Source organism: Dactylosporangium sp. CS-033363 (genome assembly GCF_050942475.1).
Lineage (GTDB): Bacteria > Actinomycetota > Actinomycetes > Mycobacteriales > Micromonosporaceae > Dactylosporangium.
This window is the reverse complement of record NZ_CP192032.1, coordinates 11,017,966-11,033,858: the sequence shown is the minus strand read 5'-3', so window position 1 is coordinate 11,033,858 and position 15,893 is coordinate 11,017,966. Positions and strand designations below refer to the sequence as shown.

Sequence of the window (15,893 nt, the reverse complement as noted above, 5' to 3'; positions counted from 1 at the left end):
AGTTCGCTCGGGACCGTGGCCGCATTCTGTTGGGGGTGGCGCGTTGGACACGGACAGGCGCAGGGTCGTCCGCTGGGTGCTGCTCGCCCTGTTCGTGGCGCTCGTCGTGTACGGCCACATCTGGTACCGCAACCGCCACGACTGGTTCGACCTGGGCATCTATCGCCAGGCCGTGAACTGGTGGCTCGACGGGCACCCGCTCTACGACTACGTCAAGCCCGACGACACCCAGGGGCAGCTCGGCTTCACCTATCCCCCGTTCGGCGCGCTGATCCTCGTCCCGTTCGCGGTGCTGCCGTGGACGGGGGCCGTCGTGCTGTACAGCGTGATCACGATCGCCGCCCTCCTGATCACCACCTGGTGGCTGGTGGTCCCGATCGCCCGCCGCAAGGGCTGGGAGCTGCCGTTCGCGCTCGTCCTCGCGCTCGCCGTGATCAGCGCGCTCGAGCCGGTCCGTGAGAATTACACGTTCGGCCAGATCAACATGGTGCTCGTCGTGCTGGTCCTGGCCGACCTGCTGGTCCTGCTCCCGCGGGGCAGCCGCTGGGCCGGGGTGCTCATCGGGCTCGCCGCCGCCATCAAGCTCACGCCGGCCATCTTCATCGTGTACCTGCTGCTCAGCCGCCGCTACCGGGCCGGTCTGACGGCGATCGTGAGCGCCGCCGCCGCCAGCCTGCTGGCATTCGCCGTCATGCCCCGGGGTTCGATCGACTTCTGGACGGACGCGTTGTGGCAGGGCGAGGGGATCGGCAACGCGGCGTACACCTTCAACCAGTCCTTCTACGGGATGCTCGCCCGGCTCTCGGCGCCGCACGACGCCAACCGGCTGGTCTGGGCGCTGCTGGTGCTGGCCGCGCTGGGCTTCGGCCTGTGGCGGGCCCGCAGGGCGGCGCTGGCCGGTGACGAGGTGGTCGGCCTGACCATCACCGGGATCGTGGGCTGCCTGGTCAGCCCGATCACCTGGGTGCACCACATCTACTGGTTCGTCCCGGCGCTGATCGTGCTGGCCGCGGTCCGCCGGCGGGCCTGGCTGGCGGTGCTGATCGCGCTCACCGTGGGCCTCGGCCTGGTCTCCTGGTTCGAGCAGGGCCTGCCGCTGGACCCGTGGAGCCACGGCCTTCAGGGATTCGTCATCAAGAATTGGTACCTGCTGCTGATGGTCGCCCTGCTGTTCGCCCTGCCGATCCGGACGGATTCTCGCGTCGAGCCGGGCCTTGCATCCACTTCCGAGCCCGCGACGGTACGGTGACACGATGCCGATGAGTCTGGGCCAGCCGAGTGGGCGCCCCGAGCATCTAGTCGACGAGCCCGCCAACTCCGACCGCTTCATCGGTGGCCTGTCCGAGTCCATCGGCGGCCCCCTCGGCAACCATGCCGTGCGGTCCCGTTTCCGGCTGCCCGGAGGCGGCCGCTTCTGGACCCCGGCCCGCGTGGTCCTGCTGCTCATCTGCGCCATGCTGAGCTTCCACTGGATGCAGAAGGCGCCCTGCCGCGACGCGGCGTGGACGGACATGAAGCAGTACAAGTACTTCTGCTACACCGACGTCCTCGCGCTGTACTACGCCGAGGGACTCAACGAGGGCCAGGTCCCCTACGCCGACCACCAGGTCGAGTACCCGGTGCTGACCGGCGCCTTCATGGGCGTCCTCGGCCTGCCGGTGCACGACCTGCACCAGCGCGGCGTCGTGCAGAACGACGGCCAGGCCTTCTACGACCTCAACGCGGTCGTCCTCGGCGCGTTCGGGATCGCGGCGGTCGCGGCCACCCTCGCGGTGCGCCGGCGCCGGCCGTGGGACGCGGCCATGTTCGCCGTCGCGCCCGCGCTCTTCGTCTCGGCCACCGTCAACTGGGACCTGTTCACGGTCGGGCTGACCGCCGTGGCCATGGTCTATTGGGCCAAACGAAAACCGATCCTCGCCGGCGTCTTCCTAGGCCTGGCGACGGCGGCGAAGCTCTATCCGGTCCTGATCCTCGGCGCGCTGCTGGTGCTGAGCATACGAACCGGCAAGTGGCGAGACTTCTTCACCGTGGTCGGGGCCGGGGTCGCGACCTGGCTCGCGGTCAACCTGCCGGTGGCGTTCCTGTACTACGACAGCTGGGTCAAGTTCTGGGAGTTCAACCAGCTGCGCGGGATCGACTGGGGCACGCTGTGGTACATCGGCGCGCACTTCCCGCGGGGCAACGGGCAGTACGGCTTCGAGTTCTTCCAACGCCTGGACCTCGACCCCGAGCACGCCACGCTGAACATCCTCTATCTGGGCCTGTTCCTGATCTGCTGCGCGGGCATCCTGATCCTCGGGCTCACCGCGCCGAAGGAGCCCCGCCTGGCGCAGCTGGCGTTCCTGATCGTGGCCGCGTTCCTGATCACCGGCAAGGTCTGGTCGCAGCAGTACGTCCTGTGGCTCGTGCCGCTCGCCGTGCTCGCCAGACCCCGGTGGGGAGCGTTCCTGGCCTGGCAGGTGGCGGAGGTGCTCTACTTCGTCTCCTTCTACGGCGAGCTCATGGGCGCGTCCGGGCGGCAGGTCTTCCCGGAGGGCGTGTTCGTGCTCGCCTCGATCCTGCGGCTGGTCACGCTCGGCGTCCTCGCGGCGTACGTCATCCGCGACATCCGCCACCCCGAGGAGGACGTCGTGCGCCAGACGTACGAGGGCGAGGACCCGGACGGCGGCAGCTACAACGAGGAGCCGCTGGACGAGCACGGGCTGCTCGAGGAACCGCCGCCGCCGGGCGCTCCGGCGCTGGCCAAGTCCGGTTGACGCTTTGTAGTTCTTCGATACCGTTTCACGTGAATCGGCCCGGCTTCCTTTCTGAGGGAGCCGGGCCGTTCTCGTTGCGTCGCGATAAGTCGGGCGCTGGCGCGCCGCGACTTATCGGACATATCACGATTTCGCAGGATCTCACGGTACCAGAGCCGGCTCTTTTTGATCTTCGCTTGGGTGCGCGACCGGGTTCAGGCGGGTGGCGATCAGGAAGGCGAGCCCGACGATCGCGGCGGCCACCGCGAAGACGACCTCGATGCCGGTCGTGAAGGCGTGGTGGGCGTAGACCCTGGTCAGCACCGAGCCGAGGGCGGCCGCGCCGACCGCGGTGCCGAGCGACTGGAAGAACCGGATGCCCGTCGTCGCCACGCCGAGCTGGTGGCGGGGTGCGGCGTCCTGCACGGCCATGATCAGCAGGCCGAGGAGCTGGCCGAAGCCGATGCCGAGCAGCACCAGGGCGCCGCGGATGGTCCAGAGCGAGGCGCCGAGGTGGACGAAGAGCACGATCGCGGCCAGGGCCACGGCCGCGGCCGACGTGCCGATGAGCAGGGCCGTCCGGGTGGCGAGGCGGATGCGGGCGCCCGCCATGCCCGAGGCGGTGAGGCCCAGGGCCATGAACGCGAGGTACAGGCCGGAGTCGGACGCGCTCACGCCGCGCACGACCTGGAGGTACAGCATCAAATGGACCATCGCGCCGACCATCGCCGCCCCGATGAGCAGCTGGATCGCGTAGCTGTCGCGGATGGTGCGGTTGCGCAGCAGGGTGAGTGGCAGCACGGGGTGCGCGGCGACGGACTCGCGCCACACGAAGAGCACCAGGCTCGCGACGGCGGCGGCGACGAGCGCGAGGATGGCGGGGGACGTCCAGGGGTATCGCTGCCCGCCCCACTCGCAGATCAGCAGCAGGGCGGCCGCGAACGCCCCGGCCAGCGCGGCCCCGGGCAGGTCCAGGTCGGTTCGGCGGGTGGTGCGGGGGATGCGGATCGCGAACAGGCCGCCGGCGATCACGATCAGGCCGAGCGGGATGTTGATGTAGAAGATCCCGCGCCAGTTGCCGTGGTCGGCGAAGAGGCCGCCGATGAACGGGCCGATCGCCATGCCGACGCCGGCGAACAGGCCGCCCATGCCGGCGCCCTTGCCGCGGTCCTGGCCCGGCTCGGCCAGGTTGGCCAGGACGACCATGGTCACGCTCATCAGGCCGCCGGCCCCGATGCCCTGCACGGCGCGGAACGCGATGAGCTGGCCCATGCTCTGCGCCGCGCCGCAGAGGGCCGAGCCGAGCAGGAACACCGCGACCGCTGACAGCCAGACCGGCTTGGCGCCGAAGGAGTCGGTGAGCCGGCCGTACAGCGGCAGGACGACGGTCGAGGCCAGCGCGAACGCCGCGACCAGCCAGGCCACGTGCTCGACGCCATGCGCCGGGTCGAGGTCGCGCACGATCGGGACGACCGCGGACGACACGATGTTCTGATCGAGGATCGCCAGCACGATCGTGAACATGCAGAGCAGAACGCCCAACTTCTTCATGGGCTTAGACTAAGCACAAGTTTAGACCGAGTACAAGTTTGATCCTGGTATAGTTGTGCCCATGGCGACGGAGACGCTTCGCGAGCGGAAGAAGGCGCAGACGCGGTCGGCGCTGTGGAACGCGGCGATCGAGCTGTTCGTCGAGCACGGCTTCGACAACGTCTCGGTGGCGCAGATCGCGGCGGCGGCGGAGGTCTCGAAGATGACCTTCTTCAACTACTACCCGAGCAAGGAAGACCTGGTCGTCGGGCCGATGTCGGAGCACGTGGGCGAGCCGGCGCTGGTCGTGCGGTCGCGGCGGGCGGACGAGTCGCCGGTGGACGCGCTGCACCGGCACTTCCTGTCGGCGCTCGCCGCGCGCGATCCGAACGCCGGGATGTGCGACAGGCCGAACGTGCTCGCGGTGCTGCGGCTGGTCTTCTCGACGCCGGCGCTGACCCAGCGCGCCCTGTCGGTGATGAACGCGACGACGGACGCGCTGGCGGCGGAGCTGGGCCCGGACTTTCGCAGCCGGGCCGCCGCGGCCATGATCGTCGGGGTGCGGCACGCCCTGATCATGGAGAACACCAATCGGCTGCTGGCCGGCGAGACCGCGGACGAGGTCTATCCCGCCGCGGTCGCCAATGCCGACACGGCCTTCGCGCTGTTGCGCTCGGGCTTTTAGTTTCTAACCGTCGATCTTGTACAGGATGACGTCACCCTGTTCGGTCCTGGTGATGCCGAGGCCGTCGATCGGTGCGTCGATGGCCTTCGCGTACTCCGTGCCGGCCGCGCGGTCGCGCAGCACGACCACCGTGTGGATCTTCAGCTCGCGCAGCTGGTCGACCGTGGCCTGATCCGGGAACTGCTGCATGTTCAGCCGCATGACCTGCTGGTCGTCCGGGGTGAAGCCGCTGCCGCCGTTGACCATCTTGGGCAGGCCGTCGGTGCTCCAGAGCATGACGTTCATGTCGAAGAGCTCGCTGGTGGGCAGCACGATGAGCGGCGCCTCGAGGGTGCTCATGGCAACCGGTGCCGGCGGCACCTCCGGATTCGGCCCCCACTTGTGCACGCCCTCGGACAGCACGAGCACGAGCGGGATCAGCGTGATCAGGCGCCAGGCGCCGGCCCGTCGGCCCACGTCGGACTGGGTCTGATCGGCGAAGAGCTCGACCGCGCGATCCGCGAACGCGCTCACCGCCCCGGCGGCGAGCAGCGCCAGGAACAGCGTCACCCAGACCATCAGGCGGCCCGAGGTGCGGATGCCCTCGAAGCCGGGGAGCACGCGGTACAGCGCCATGTAGCCGAGGTCGCCCTTCGCGGGGCCGTTGCTGCCCATCGCGAGCATCGCCGTGATCACCACGCCGACGCCGAGCAGGATGCGGTGCTGCAGCTTCCAGACCGACACGAACAGGCCGGCGAACGCGAGCCCGTACAGGAAGAAGCCCGGCAGCAGCGCCATCTCCGGCGCCCAGCCCAGCGTCGAGCGCGCGTTGGCGTACGCGTCGCCCCACAGCCACGACTCGGGCGGCGAGATGAAGAACCCCTTCAGCGGCGGCGAGAACAGGCTGATGATCTCCGCGCTGCGCTTGGCCTCCTTGTGGTCCTTCAGCACCTGCAGGTACGGGTACGCCATCATCGCGCTCACGCCCGCGAAGATCAGGCCGCCGCCCAGGTTGGCGAAGAACAGCCTCCAGCCGAACGGGCGCCGGACCGCCCACCGGAACGCCTGCCGGTAGCCCCACGTGATCGCGGTGACCAGCACGGCGATCAGCAGCGCGTAGGCGAACGGGATGCCGATGCCGAAGCCCAGGCTGATCTGCCAGGCCGCGACCAGCCAGCCGCCGAGGACCCAGCCCCAGCGCCGCTTCTCCGGCTCGTACCCGTTCTTGAGCGAGAACCCGTGGCCGCGCGCGAGCATGGCCAGCGAGAGCGCGATGCCGCCGATGGACAGCACGTGCAGGTGCCCCGCCTGCCCGAGCCGCCACGGCGCATACGCGAACGCCGCACCCGCCACCGCCGCGCCCGTCGCGCCGGCCCCGAGCTGGCGGACCAGCGCATAGGCCCCGAAGAACGCGAAGGCGAAGATGAAGATGAAGACCATGTTGTACCGCACGATCGCGGCCACCGGACCCTCGCCGATCATGCCCGCCGGGGCGTAGCCGAGCAGGGTGTCGGAGAAGGCGTAGCTGTACTGGTCCGGGTAGAACGCGTTGGCGTGCCACAGCTGCAGCGGGTTGGTCGTGAGGATGTGCCCGGCCCAGGACATCTGCCAGGCCTGCAGGGTCGGGTCCCAGATGTCCTGCGGGATGGTCGTCGCGGGGTGCCGGGCGGCGGGCCAGGTCATGACGATCGCGAGCAGGACCGAGCCGATGGCGGCGAGGGTCCACTCGTGCGCGAAGAACCTGCTGAGGGCGGAGCCGCTCTTGCGGGTGATCCGGCCGGCGCGGCCGGGGACGAACTCGGGCTCCGGCGCGAACGCGGTGAACGGGTCGTCGGGCTCTTTGTCGCCCTCGGTCTTGGTGTCGCCTTCGCCGGCCGTGTCGTTCTTGGCCTCGTCCTGCGCTGCCTCGTCTTGCGTTGCTGCGTCGGCCACGGTTTCGTCGTCGTTCTTTTCCACGCGGGTGTCGTTCTTCTCCCCCGGCTCGGCCGTTGTCGCGACGGTCTTCCCGCGCCGCCGCCGCTTATCCGGCTTGGCGGGTGTGTCCGATTTGTCACCCGAACCGGTGGAGTTCTCCCTGCGCGCCTCGGGTGCCCGCGGCGTGGCGTCGGTGCCGTCGGGCGGGTGGTGGCCGTCCGGGGCGGTGGGGGCGGGGCTGTTGGGCACGGGGAGTACCGAATCCGGGGAGTCCTCCGCGGGGGGCTCCTCGGACAGTGTCGGCTCCGACGACAGGTTGCTCACGCCAGCCGCTCCCGCAGGTAGGTGATGTCGGCGCCCTGGCCCTCGACGCCGCCTGGAGTCTCGACGAGTGCCGGGGCGCCGGCCGCGCGGATGACCGCGACGATCAGCTCCGGGTCGATCTCGCCGGAGGTCATGTTGTCGTGCCGGTCCCGGCCCGAGTCGAACGTGTCGCGCGAGTTGTTCGCGTGGATGAGGTCGATGCGGCCGGTGATCGCCTTGACCCGGTCCACGATCCCGAGGAGCTCCTCCCCGCCGGCGAAGGCGTGGCAGGTGTCGAGGCAGAAGCCGACCTCGTACTCCCCGATGGCGTCCCACAGCCGGGCCAGGTTGTCGAAGCGGCGGGCGCAGGGCATCTTCGTCGACGAGGTGGACTTGGCGACCCCGTCGTCGCCGCCGGCGGTGTTCTCGATCAGCACCGGCGTGGCGAAGCCGCCGTTGTCCGCCGCGTAGGCGAAGGCCTTGCGCCAGTTGTCGAAGCCGGCGGCCAGGCCGTCGGACGCCTCGACGTAGCCGCCGTGGACGACGATGCCCTTGGCGCCGACCTTCGCCGCGCCGGCCGCGTGGCTGAGCAGCAGCTTGCGGCTCGGTATGCGGATGCGGTTGTTGGACGAGGCGACGTTGATCCGATACGGCGCGTGGATGTAGATGTCCACGTCCGAGGCGACTATCTCCGCCTGGTCAGCGCGGTCTTCGGGGTCCTTCCACGCCTGCGGGTCGGTCAGGAAGAACTGGATGAGGTCCGCGCCGCGCGCGGCGGCCTCAGCCAGCGGCTCAGCGGGGTCGACGTGAGCACCGATTCGCATGCCGGAGAGCCTACGACGTGGGTGTGACACTTCGCGCGGCCCGTCTCTCCGGCGGTTTGTCCGAGCCACCCGACCGGCGACCGAAGCGTCCGGTATGCCGGTCTCCGTCACCGTCCCGCCGATCGCCTCGTTACGCACGTAGCCGCTCGTGATCGCGCCGGTGCTCGCATGGCTCGATGGAACGGTCCCCCGATCGAATCCCCCAACCCTGGATGGCTACTGGATGGCTACCTTGTCTGGACACCGAACGGCCGTTCGCCTGGCGGCTACCGCCGCGGCGCTCGCCGCCGCGGCCCTGACCGTGGGCGCCAGCCCGGTGAGTGCCGCTCCCGAGTCGCCGACCGTCGAGTTCTCCGGCGGCAGCGTGCTGAGCCTGCTCGTCTGCAAGTCGGAACCGAACCTCGGCGACCTGTCGGTCCCGTCCGACACGCGGGTCAACTTCGTCAACCGCCTGGGCCAGAACGCGGCGCTCAAGGTGGACGGGAAGTCCGTGGCGACGGTACAGCCGAATCAGCAGGTCCCCGTGACCTTCAAGAAGGGCCCGGTCGAGGTCGCGATGACCTTCGACTGCGGCGTCGGCGTCGTGCAGCAGTTCAAGCCGGTCTCCGTCGGCGTGACCGCCCCGCCGCCCGCGCCCGCCGCGACCGGTCAGGCCGCGCAGCCCCAGGCCAAGGCCGCCCCGGGCGCGACCAAGACCACGCCGGCGAGCGGTCCCGCGGGTGCCGCCGCGGGCGCGGCCAACGGCGTGATCTCCAACCACGGCGGCGGCGCGGCGCAGAAGACGAAGGCGCCCACGACCGCGGCGACGCCGGATGAAACTGCCGCGGACGAGATGGGTACCGAGCCCGTCGACCCGTCGCTGCTGGACCCGAACTCGTCGGCGGCCCCCGGCCTCGGCATGGGCGTCGACCCGAGCGCTCCCGCGGACGACCGCGTCACCGTCGAGGAGCCGGTGGCCGCGAGCGGGCCGGCGAGCAACGGGCCGGTCGGACTGCTCGCATTGGTCGCGACGGTCTGCGTGGTGGGCGTCGGAATCGCCGCAATTCGGGCTATCATTGCACAGCGGGCATCACGGGCTAGCTTCGCTTAAGGTACGATTTCCCCAAAGCTCCGCGGGGCGCAGTCATCCAACGCACCGGTGTGGTCGTTCCTCCCCAGGTCCCACCCAAAGAAGCGGATGACGCGCCCCGCGGTCTTTTTCTGTCTTGACACCTCAGCGTGTACTCTGGTTCGGTCCCGCAGCTCTGTTGTTGCTGGACGACGCATGACCTCCTGCCGCGGATGGACCGCGGCCGCTTAGCCCGTAGGAGGTGAGAACGTCTTGCGTCATTACGAGATCATGGTGATCCTCGACGGAAGTCTCGAGGAGCGCACCGTCGCCCCGTCGCTCGATCAGTATCTGAATGTGATTCGGACGTCGGGTGGCTCGGTGGAGAAGCTCGACGTGTGGGGCCGCCGGCGCCTCTCGTACGAGATCAACAAGAAGACCGAGGGTATCTACGCCGTCATCGACCTCCAGGCCTCGCCGGAGTCCGTGGCCGAGCTGGACCGTCAGCTGCGACTCAACGAGTCCGTGCTGCGCACCAAGGTCATCCGGCCCGAGGTCCGCTAAGCGGATTCGGGCGAGATCGATCTGCTTCGCCCGGCCGCTGGTCACTCGGCGAGACGGGAAACTGTCGTACCCCTGTGACATGGTGGCCATACACCAGCGCGCGAGGAGTTGACTCAAATATGGCAGCGGGAGACACCACGATCACGGTCATCGGCAATCTGACCGATGACCCTGAGTTGCGTTTCACTCCGTCGGGAGCGGCGGTGGCCAAGTTCCGGGTGGCCTCGACCCCCCGGACGATGGACCGCCAGACCAACGAGTGGAAGGACGGCGATCCGCTCTTCCTGTCCTGCACGGTGTGGCGGCAGGCGGCCGAGAACGTCGCCGAGTCGCTGACCCGCGGGTCGCGAGTCATCGTCTCCGGACGGCTCAGGCAGCGGTCCTACGAGACGCGCGAGGGCGAGAAGCGCACCGTCATCGAGCTGGAGGTCGACGAGATCGGCCCCTCGCTGCGCTACGCGACTGCCAAGGTGCAGAAGATGTCGCGCAGCTCCGGCGGCGGTGGTGGTGGCGGCTTCGGCTCCGGCGGCAACGGCGGCGGGGGCGGTGGCGGCGGCGGCGGGTACAACGACGACCCGTGGGCCAACGCGACCCCGGCCGGCGGTGGCGGCGGTGGCGGCAGCAGGTCGAACTCTTCCTTCGACGACGAGCCCCCGTTCTAATGGCATCAGGAGCAAGAGCAATGGCGAAGGCTGCGGCCCTGCGCAAACCGAAGAAGAAGGTGAACCCTCTCGACAAGGAGGGCATCGCCTACATCGACTACAAGGACACCGCGCTGCTGCGGAAGTTCATCTCCGACCGCGGCAAGATCCGCGCTCGGCGGGTGACCGGTGTGACCGCCCAGCAGCAGCGCCAGATCGCGCGCGCCGTCAAGAACGCGCGCGAGATGGCGCTGCTCCCCTACACCGCGACCACGCGGTAAGGGGGCGGCAACATGAAGATCATCCTCACCCAGGAGGTCAGCGGCCTCGGTTCGCCCGGCGACATCGCCGAGGTGAAGGACGGCTACGGACGCAACTACCTGCTCCCGCAGGGCTACGCGATCCTGTGGTCCAAGGGTGCCGAGAAGCAGATCGTGACGATCAAGCGGGCCCGCGGGGCCCGTGAGATCCGCGACCTGGGGCACGCCAACGAGGTCAAGGCCCAGCTCGAGGGCCTCAAGGTCCAGATGGCCGTCCGCGCCGGCCGCGAGGGTCGCCTCTACGGCTCGGTCACGCCGGCCGAGGTCGTCGAGGCCGTCCAGAAGGCGGGCGGGCCCGAGCTCGACCGCCGCCGCCTCGAACTGCCGGGCCACGTGAAGTCGGTCGGCGACTACAAGGTGCAGATCAAGCTGCACCCGGAGGTCGCGGCCACCTTCACGCTGAAGGTCACGGCGGCCAAGTAAGGGCGCTGCTTCACCAGGGGCCCCGGAGAAGTCCACTTCTCCGGGGCCTCTTGGCGTCCGCAACCTCTTAGCCGCGCCGGGCCGCGCTGCACGTCGGGTCGGGCCGCATGTCGCGTCGGGCCGCGCTGCACGTCGGGTCGGGCCGCACGTCGGGCCCGCACGTCGGGTCGGGCCGCGCTGCACGTCGGGTCGGGCCGCACGTCGGGCCCGCACGTCGGGTCGGGCCGCGCTGCACGTCGGGTCGGGCCGCATGTCGCGTCGGGCCGCATGTCGCGTCGGGCCGCATGTCGCGTCGGGCCGCGCTGCACGTCGGGTCGGGCCGCGCGTCGGGCCCGCACGTCGGGTCGGGCCGCGCTTCACCTCGGGGCCGCGCTTTGATGGCGGGTCGTTTCTTGGCTCGTCTTGGGCCGTGTTCCGTCTCGGGCCGCGTCGTCGCTTGGGTCGCACGTGGCCGTTGCGTCGTTGTCGTTCTGCGTCGCGGAATGCCGTTTTGTGCGGCTCGGTCAGGTCGTGCGACTCGCGGCTCGGTGGTGAGTGGGCGCGGCTCGTTCGGTGGTCAACGGCGACGCGCCCGGCGGAGGGGCGGCGCGGCTTGATGGCCGCGGCGCGTACCGCTCGGGCGCGTCGTTTCGGGTGGTCAGGTGCGTCGTTGGTCAGGTGCGTCGTGGGTCAGGTGGTGGTCGGTCGTGGTCAGGGGCGTCAGTTGTAGAGCGAGATGGCGTCGGTGATCATGGCGGTCAGGTCGCGGACCTGGGCGGTGTCGCCGCAGTCCTGGGCGATGGTGCGCAGGTCGTTGAGGCGGACCTCCTCGGCGTAGCGGCTCGACCGCAGGACCTCGGCCAGGTACGCGGCCACGTACGAGACTCGCAGCGGAGACGGGGACTCGGCGAAGTCGCGGTCCAGGGTGCTGACCGTGATCGGCTGGGAGAGTTCGCTCGGCTCGCGGGTCTTGGGGTCTTGCCAGCGGACTCGTACGTCGGCCAGGTGGCCCTCGGCGCCGGGACGCAGATGCAGGGCGTAGAGCGCCGTCACCGCATGGCCTGGGCCAACCTCGCCGCCGTCGACTCGGTCGTTGCGGAACTGGGAGGCCGAGAGCGCGCGGTTGTCGTAGCCGATCAGGCGGTACGAGAGGACGGTTTTGGCATCGAACTCGACCTGTGCCTTGGCGTCCAGGGCGCGCAGGGCGACAGTCGCGGGGAGCTGTTGCACGAAGACGCGGTCGGCCTCGGTCTGGTCGCTCACGTAGACCACGTAGCCGTCGCCCTTGTCGGCGAGTTGTTCCATGAAGCGGTCGCCGTAGTCGCTGCCGACGCCCACGCCCAGCAGGGTGATCTGCTTGGACGCCGCCTCCTGGATCTCTTTGACCAGGGCGGACGAGTCCGTGGTGCCGACGTTGGGCAGGCCGTCCGAGAGCAGGATGACGCGGTTCGTGGCCGAGTTGCGGAAGCCTTTTCGGGCGGTGTCGTAGCCCATCCGCAGGCCGGCCTCGAGGTTCGTGCTGCCCGAGACCTTGAGGCGGTCGATCGACTGGTCCAGCGACTCGCGCTCGCGGACCGCGGTCATCGGGCGGAGGAGTTGGGCCTTGTCGGAGTACGACACGATGGCCACCGAATCGGTCGGGCGCAACTGGCCGACGAGGGTGTGCAGGCCACGCTGGACGAGGTCGAGTTTGCCGGGCTCGGACATGGAGCCGGAGACGTCGACGACGAAGGTGAGCGCGGCGTCGGGGCGTTCGCCGCCGGCCTCGGTGCTGGTCTGCAGGCCGACGCGCAGGAGCCGGGCGCGGTCGTCGGCGCCGCGGTGGGTGGACGGCAGCCGGGTGCCGTCGGTGTTGATGGCGAAGCCGTTGCCTTCGGGCTCGCGGTACCGCTGGTCGAAGGAGTTCACGAACTCCTCCGGGCGGATCGTGTCCCTCGCGGGGCGCTGGCCGGATTCGAGGGTGCGCTTGGCGAAGCTGTACGAGGCCGTGTCGACGTCCACCGCAAACGTCGACACGGGCCGGTCGGCCGTGTTGGTCTCGCCGGCCGCCGCGCGGTCATCGGTGCCGTCGGTCTTGTCCGGGGTCGCGTCGCCCTGGGCCAGGCCCTCGGGCGTGCCGGTGGCCCCGCCGTACTGGGGCGCCGCCTGTTTCCCGCCGCTGTCGCTGTTGCTGCTCTGGTTGCTGTCCGCGCCGCACGCCGCGAGCAGCGTGGTGGCGAGGGCCATCACGGCGGCGAGGCGCAGGCGTCGTAGCGAATGCCGACCGGCCATCGAAATCCTCCTTCAAGGTCTTTGGCCGGTCTGACGGCGGCATGCGGCGAACGGCTCCCGGCGTGACCCGACGGTGACCGAACGGAGATCAGCGAGTTGTCAAAGGCCCAGATTTTGCGTCGCTAGTACCGCAAAACCGACCGTTGCCACGCCCGCGCCCAGCACGGCGCTGGCGAATCCGATCGCGAACGGCCGCCAGCCCGTCGTGATCTTGCCCAGGATCATCGCGACCACGATGCTCAGCGCCAGCGAGACGGCGAGTTGCGGCACCAGGTTCGTGATGTTCGAGATCGCCTCGTCGTGCTGCGAGGGGCACGGCAGCCCGAACGCGTTGGTGCAGCCCGGGCGCGGGTCGTCGGGCAGGGTCAGCGAGAAGCCGACGTACGCGGCGAAGGGAACGAGGTACCACAGGGCCGTCGAGATGAACGACCCGATGTAGATGCTGCGCTGGTCCGGCTCGTCCTCGTCGTCATCGTCTTCCTCGGGCTCGTCCACCTCGTCCCGCTCGTTGGGCGGGGCCGGGGGAAGCGGGACCCGCCGGCGGGGGCGCCGGGCCCAGTCGTCGTGATCGATGACGCGGCCCTGGCCGGGGCGGCGGCTGGGGTCCGAGCGCGCGGGGAACGGCTCGATGCCGTAATCGTCCCCTTCCGGCCCGCGCTGCTGGGGGATCCACCGCTCCTGTCGCGGATCCCAGCGGCCCGTCTCCGGCGTCTGCCGCTCGCGGCCGCCACGCGGCCGATCCCAATCCGGATAACCCACACCCAGAGCGTCACCCTTTCGTGACCTTTCCGCAATCGGTCGTCCAGACGGAAATTCGTCGCGCTCTTTTTCAAGCACACAGGCTGTGGATGCTGTACTGCCTGGTCAGCGCCCATTTCAGCCGCCCGTTCACCCGGTTGTCCACAGGTCTGTGCACAAGCTTTCCCAAGGTCTGGGGCCTGCGTCCACAGGTTGTCCAGAGGCTTGTCCACCGGCTAACTTTCATCGAACGCCAGTCGCCCCATACCGTTGCGCGGGCGCGCGTCGTCGCGCCGGCGAGTTTTTGTCATACCCCCGAGGTCTACTAGGCCTGGCAGGTGTGGCGTTGGGGGGCGAGTGAAGTGTCGATCACCGAGGACAAGCGCAGCGAGCACTGGGACGAGGAACCGCCGCCGGAGCACGGTGGTGGCGGCGGTGACGGTGGCGGTCGTGACGGTGGCGGCCGCGGTGGCTCCTCCGAGCGCCGGTCGTCCGAGCCCTTCGAGCGCACCCCGCCGCAGGACGTCGCGGCCGAGCAGAGCGTGCTGGGGGGCATGCTGCTGAGCAAGGACGCGGTCGCCGACGTCGTCGAGATCCTCAAGACGAACGACTTCTACAAGCCGGCGCACAGCGTCATCTTCGACGCGATCCTCGACCTGTACGGCCGCGGCGAGCCCGCCGACGCCGTGACGGTCGCCGCCACCCTGGCCGACAGCGGCAACATCGCGAAGATCGGCGGCGCGCCGTACCTGCACACGCTGATGACCACGGTGCCGACCGCGGCCAACGCCAGCTACTACGCGCGCATCGTGGCCGAGCGGGCCGTGCTGCGCCGGGTCATCGAGGCCGGCACCCGCATCGTGCAGCTCGGCTTCGGCTCGGGCGGCCAGGGCGGCCGCGACGTCGACGACGTGGTGGACCTCGCCCAGCAGGCCATCTACGACGTGACCGAGAAGCGCGTCAGCGAGGACTTCGCCGTCCTGGCCGAGATGCTGCAGCCCACCCTCGACGAGATCGAGGCCGTGGGCGCGCAGGGCGGCATGATGACCGGCGTACCGACCGGCTTCAGCGACCTGGACCGCCTCCTGAACGGCCTGCACGCGGGCCAGTTGATCATTGTTGCCGGCCGACCTGGGCTAGGGAAGTCAACGGCCGCCATGGACTTCAGTCGGGCGGCTTCGGTGAAGCACAACATGGCGTCGGCGATCTTCAGCCTGGAAATGTCGAAGGTCGAGATCGTCATGCGGCTGTTGTCGGCGGAGGCTCGGGTGCCGCTGCACGTGTTGCGGTCCGGGCAGTTGTCCGACGATGACTGGACGAAGCTGGCGCGGCGGATGGGGGAGATCAGCGAGGCGCCGCTGTTCGTGGACGATACGCCGAACATGAACCTGATGGAGATCCGGGCGAAGGCGCGGCGGCTCAAGCAGCGGCACGATCTCAAGCTCATCGTGGTCGACTACCTGCAGCTCATGACCAGCCCGAAGCGGACCGAGAGCCGGCAGCAGGAGGTCGCGGACCTGTCGCGTGGGTTGAAGCTGCTGGCCAAGGAGGTCGAGTGCCCGGTGGTCGCGGTGAGTCAGCTGAACCGTGGTCCCGAGCAGCGCACCGACAAGCGGCCGCAGCTGTCCGACCTGCGTGAGTCGGGCTCGATCGAGCAGGACGCCGACGTCGTGATCCTGCTGCACCGCGACGACTACTACGACAAGGAGTCGCCGCGCGCGGGCGAGGCGGACTTCATCGTGGCCAAGCACCGAAACGGCCCGACCGACACGGTGACGGTGGCCGCGCAGCTGCACCTGTCGCGGTTCGTGGACATGGCCATTTAGCGACTTGCCGGCGGCGGCTCAGGCCGATGGGGCCCGCCCAGACCACGGGGCCCCGCCCGCCCAGGTCGAGCGAGCCCGCCCGCCCAGGTCGAGGGGTCCACGCCCAGGTCGAG

At 69.7% G+C, this 15,893-nt stretch carries 13 protein-coding genes and 1 pseudogene; 9 read left to right on the top strand and 5 right to left on the bottom strand.

The annotated features are described in order from the left end of the window. The first annotated feature begins 43 nt into the window (after positions 1 to 43). On the top strand, positions 44 to 1,249 hold the full coding sequence (locus ACQPZ4_RS50990) for a glycosyltransferase 87 family protein (protein WP_433054110.1): 1,206 nt from the start codon (positions 44 to 46) through the stop codon (positions 1,247 to 1,249). Between the two features lie 4 nt (positions 1,250 to 1,253). Then, positions 1,254 to 2,756 carry a glycosyltransferase family 87 protein gene (locus ACQPZ4_RS50985; RefSeq protein ID WP_433054107.1) on the top strand — a complete coding sequence of 501 codons (1,503 nt, stop codon included), beginning with the start codon at positions 1,254 to 1,256 and terminating at the stop codon, positions 2,754 to 2,756. A gap of 141 nt (positions 2,757 to 2,897) precedes the next feature. Here ACQPZ4_RS50985 and ACQPZ4_RS50980 read toward each other — a convergent pair whose 3' ends face one another. Continuing rightward, a complete protein-coding gene (locus ACQPZ4_RS50980; protein ID WP_433054104.1) occupies positions 2,898 to 4,286 on the bottom strand; it encodes an MFS transporter in 1,389 nt (462 codons plus the stop codon). 61 nt (positions 4,287 to 4,347) lie between these two features. Between ACQPZ4_RS50980 and ACQPZ4_RS50975 the strand changes: the two genes are divergently transcribed. Next, positions 4,348 to 4,950 carry a TetR/AcrR family transcriptional regulator gene (locus tag ACQPZ4_RS50975; RefSeq protein WP_433054101.1) on the top strand — a complete coding sequence of 201 codons (603 nt, stop codon included), beginning with the start codon at positions 4,348 to 4,350 and terminating at the stop codon, positions 4,948 to 4,950. A 3-nt stretch (positions 4,951 to 4,953) separates the two neighbouring features. On the opposite strand, the gene ACQPZ4_RS50970 is transcribed toward ACQPZ4_RS50975, so the two are convergent. Both ACQPZ4_RS50970 and ACQPZ4_RS50965 read right to left on the bottom strand, forming a co-directional pair. After that, positions 4,954 to 6,885 carry a hypothetical protein gene (locus tag ACQPZ4_RS50970; RefSeq protein ID WP_433054098.1) on the bottom strand — a complete coding sequence of 644 codons (1,932 nt, stop codon included), beginning with the start codon at positions 6,883 to 6,885 and terminating at the stop codon, positions 4,954 to 4,956. A gap of 278 nt (positions 6,886 to 7,163) precedes the next feature. Next, positions 7,164 to 7,970 (bottom strand): deoxyribonuclease IV, encoded by an 807-nt coding sequence (locus ACQPZ4_RS50965; protein WP_433054095.1) that lies wholly within the window; start codon positions 7,968 to 7,970, stop codon positions 7,164 to 7,166. A gap of 232 nt (positions 7,971 to 8,202) precedes the next feature. On the opposite strand from ACQPZ4_RS50965, the gene ACQPZ4_RS50960 reads away from it, so the two are divergent. The 5 genes from ACQPZ4_RS50960 (at position 8,203) to rplI (ending at position 10,966) form a co-directional block, all read left to right on the top strand. Further along, a complete protein-coding gene (locus ACQPZ4_RS50960; protein WP_433054092.1) occupies positions 8,203 to 9,060 on the top strand; it encodes a hypothetical protein in 858 nt (285 codons plus the stop codon). Between the two features lie 231 nt (positions 9,061 to 9,291). Continuing rightward, entirely contained in the window at positions 9,292 to 9,582 is a 291-nt protein-coding gene (gene rpsF, locus ACQPZ4_RS50955) for a 30S ribosomal protein S6 (protein WP_223100250.1), read from the top strand. Between the two features lie 119 nt (positions 9,583 to 9,701). After that, the gene (locus ACQPZ4_RS50950; protein WP_433054088.1) at positions 9,702 to 10,244 is read left to right on the top strand and encodes a single-stranded DNA-binding protein; all 543 of its coding nucleotides are present in this window, start codon (positions 9,702 to 9,704) and stop codon (positions 10,242 to 10,244) included. Positions 10,245 to 10,264: 20 nt separating this feature from the next. Then, positions 10,265 to 10,504, top strand: coding sequence for a 30S ribosomal protein S18 (rpsR, locus tag ACQPZ4_RS50945; protein ID WP_223100246.1), 240 nt, complete (start codon positions 10,265 to 10,267; stop codon positions 10,502 to 10,504). A gap of 12 nt (positions 10,505 to 10,516) precedes the next feature. After that, a complete protein-coding gene (gene rplI / locus ACQPZ4_RS50940) occupies positions 10,517 to 10,966 on the top strand; it encodes a 50S ribosomal protein L9 (protein ID WP_433054085.1) in 450 nt (149 codons plus the stop codon). A 699-nt stretch (positions 10,967 to 11,665) separates the two neighbouring features. Here rplI and ACQPZ4_RS50935 read toward each other — a convergent pair. Further along, positions 11,666 to 13,216, bottom strand: coding sequence for a YfbK domain-containing protein (locus ACQPZ4_RS50935; protein WP_433054082.1), 1,551 nt, complete (start codon positions 13,214 to 13,216; stop codon positions 11,666 to 11,668). Between the two features lie 99 nt (positions 13,217 to 13,315). Further along, positions 13,316 to 14,053: a hypothetical protein gene (locus ACQPZ4_RS50930; RefSeq protein ID WP_433054079.1), complete on the bottom strand. Its 738-nt coding sequence runs from the start codon at positions 14,051 to 14,053 to the stop codon at positions 13,316 to 13,318. A gap of 401 nt (positions 14,054 to 14,454) precedes the next feature. Here ACQPZ4_RS50930 and dnaB point away from each other — a divergent pair. Continuing rightward, a pseudogene (dnaB, locus tag ACQPZ4_RS50925) lies at positions 14,455 to 15,780 on the top strand (replicative DNA helicase); the annotation flags it as partial. Between the last annotated feature and the right edge of the window lie 113 nt (positions 15,781 to 15,893).

What these genes read in the sequence shown, in the direction of transcription:
- ACQPZ4_RS50985 (WP_433054107.1), top strand. Translation starts at nt 1,254, where the DNA reads ATGCCGATGAGTCTGGGCCAGCCGAGTGGGCGCCCCGAGCATCTAGTC.
- ACQPZ4_RS50980 (WP_433054104.1), bottom strand. Translation starts at nt 4,286, where the DNA reads ATGAAGAAGTTGGGCGTTCTGCTCTGCATGTTCACGATCGTGCTGGCG.
- ACQPZ4_RS50975 (WP_433054101.1), top strand. Translation starts at nt 4,348, where the DNA reads ATGGCGACGGAGACGCTTCGCGAGCGGAAGAAGGCGCAGACGCGGTCG.
- ACQPZ4_RS50965 (WP_433054095.1), bottom strand. Translation starts at nt 7,970, where the DNA reads ATGCGAATCGGTGCTCACGTCGACCCCGCTGAGCCGCTGGCTGAGGCC.
- ACQPZ4_RS50950 (WP_433054088.1), top strand. Translation starts at nt 9,702, where the DNA reads ATGGCAGCGGGAGACACCACGATCACGGTCATCGGCAATCTGACCGAT.
- rpsR (WP_223100246.1), top strand. Translation starts at nt 10,265, where the DNA reads ATGGCGAAGGCTGCGGCCCTGCGCAAACCGAAGAAGAAGGTGAACCCT.
- rplI (WP_433054085.1), top strand. Translation starts at nt 10,517, where the DNA reads ATGAAGATCATCCTCACCCAGGAGGTCAGCGGCCTCGGTTCGCCCGGC.
- ACQPZ4_RS50935 (WP_433054082.1), bottom strand. Translation starts at nt 13,216, where the DNA reads ATGGCCGGTCGGCATTCGCTACGACGCCTGCGCCTCGCCGCCGTGATG.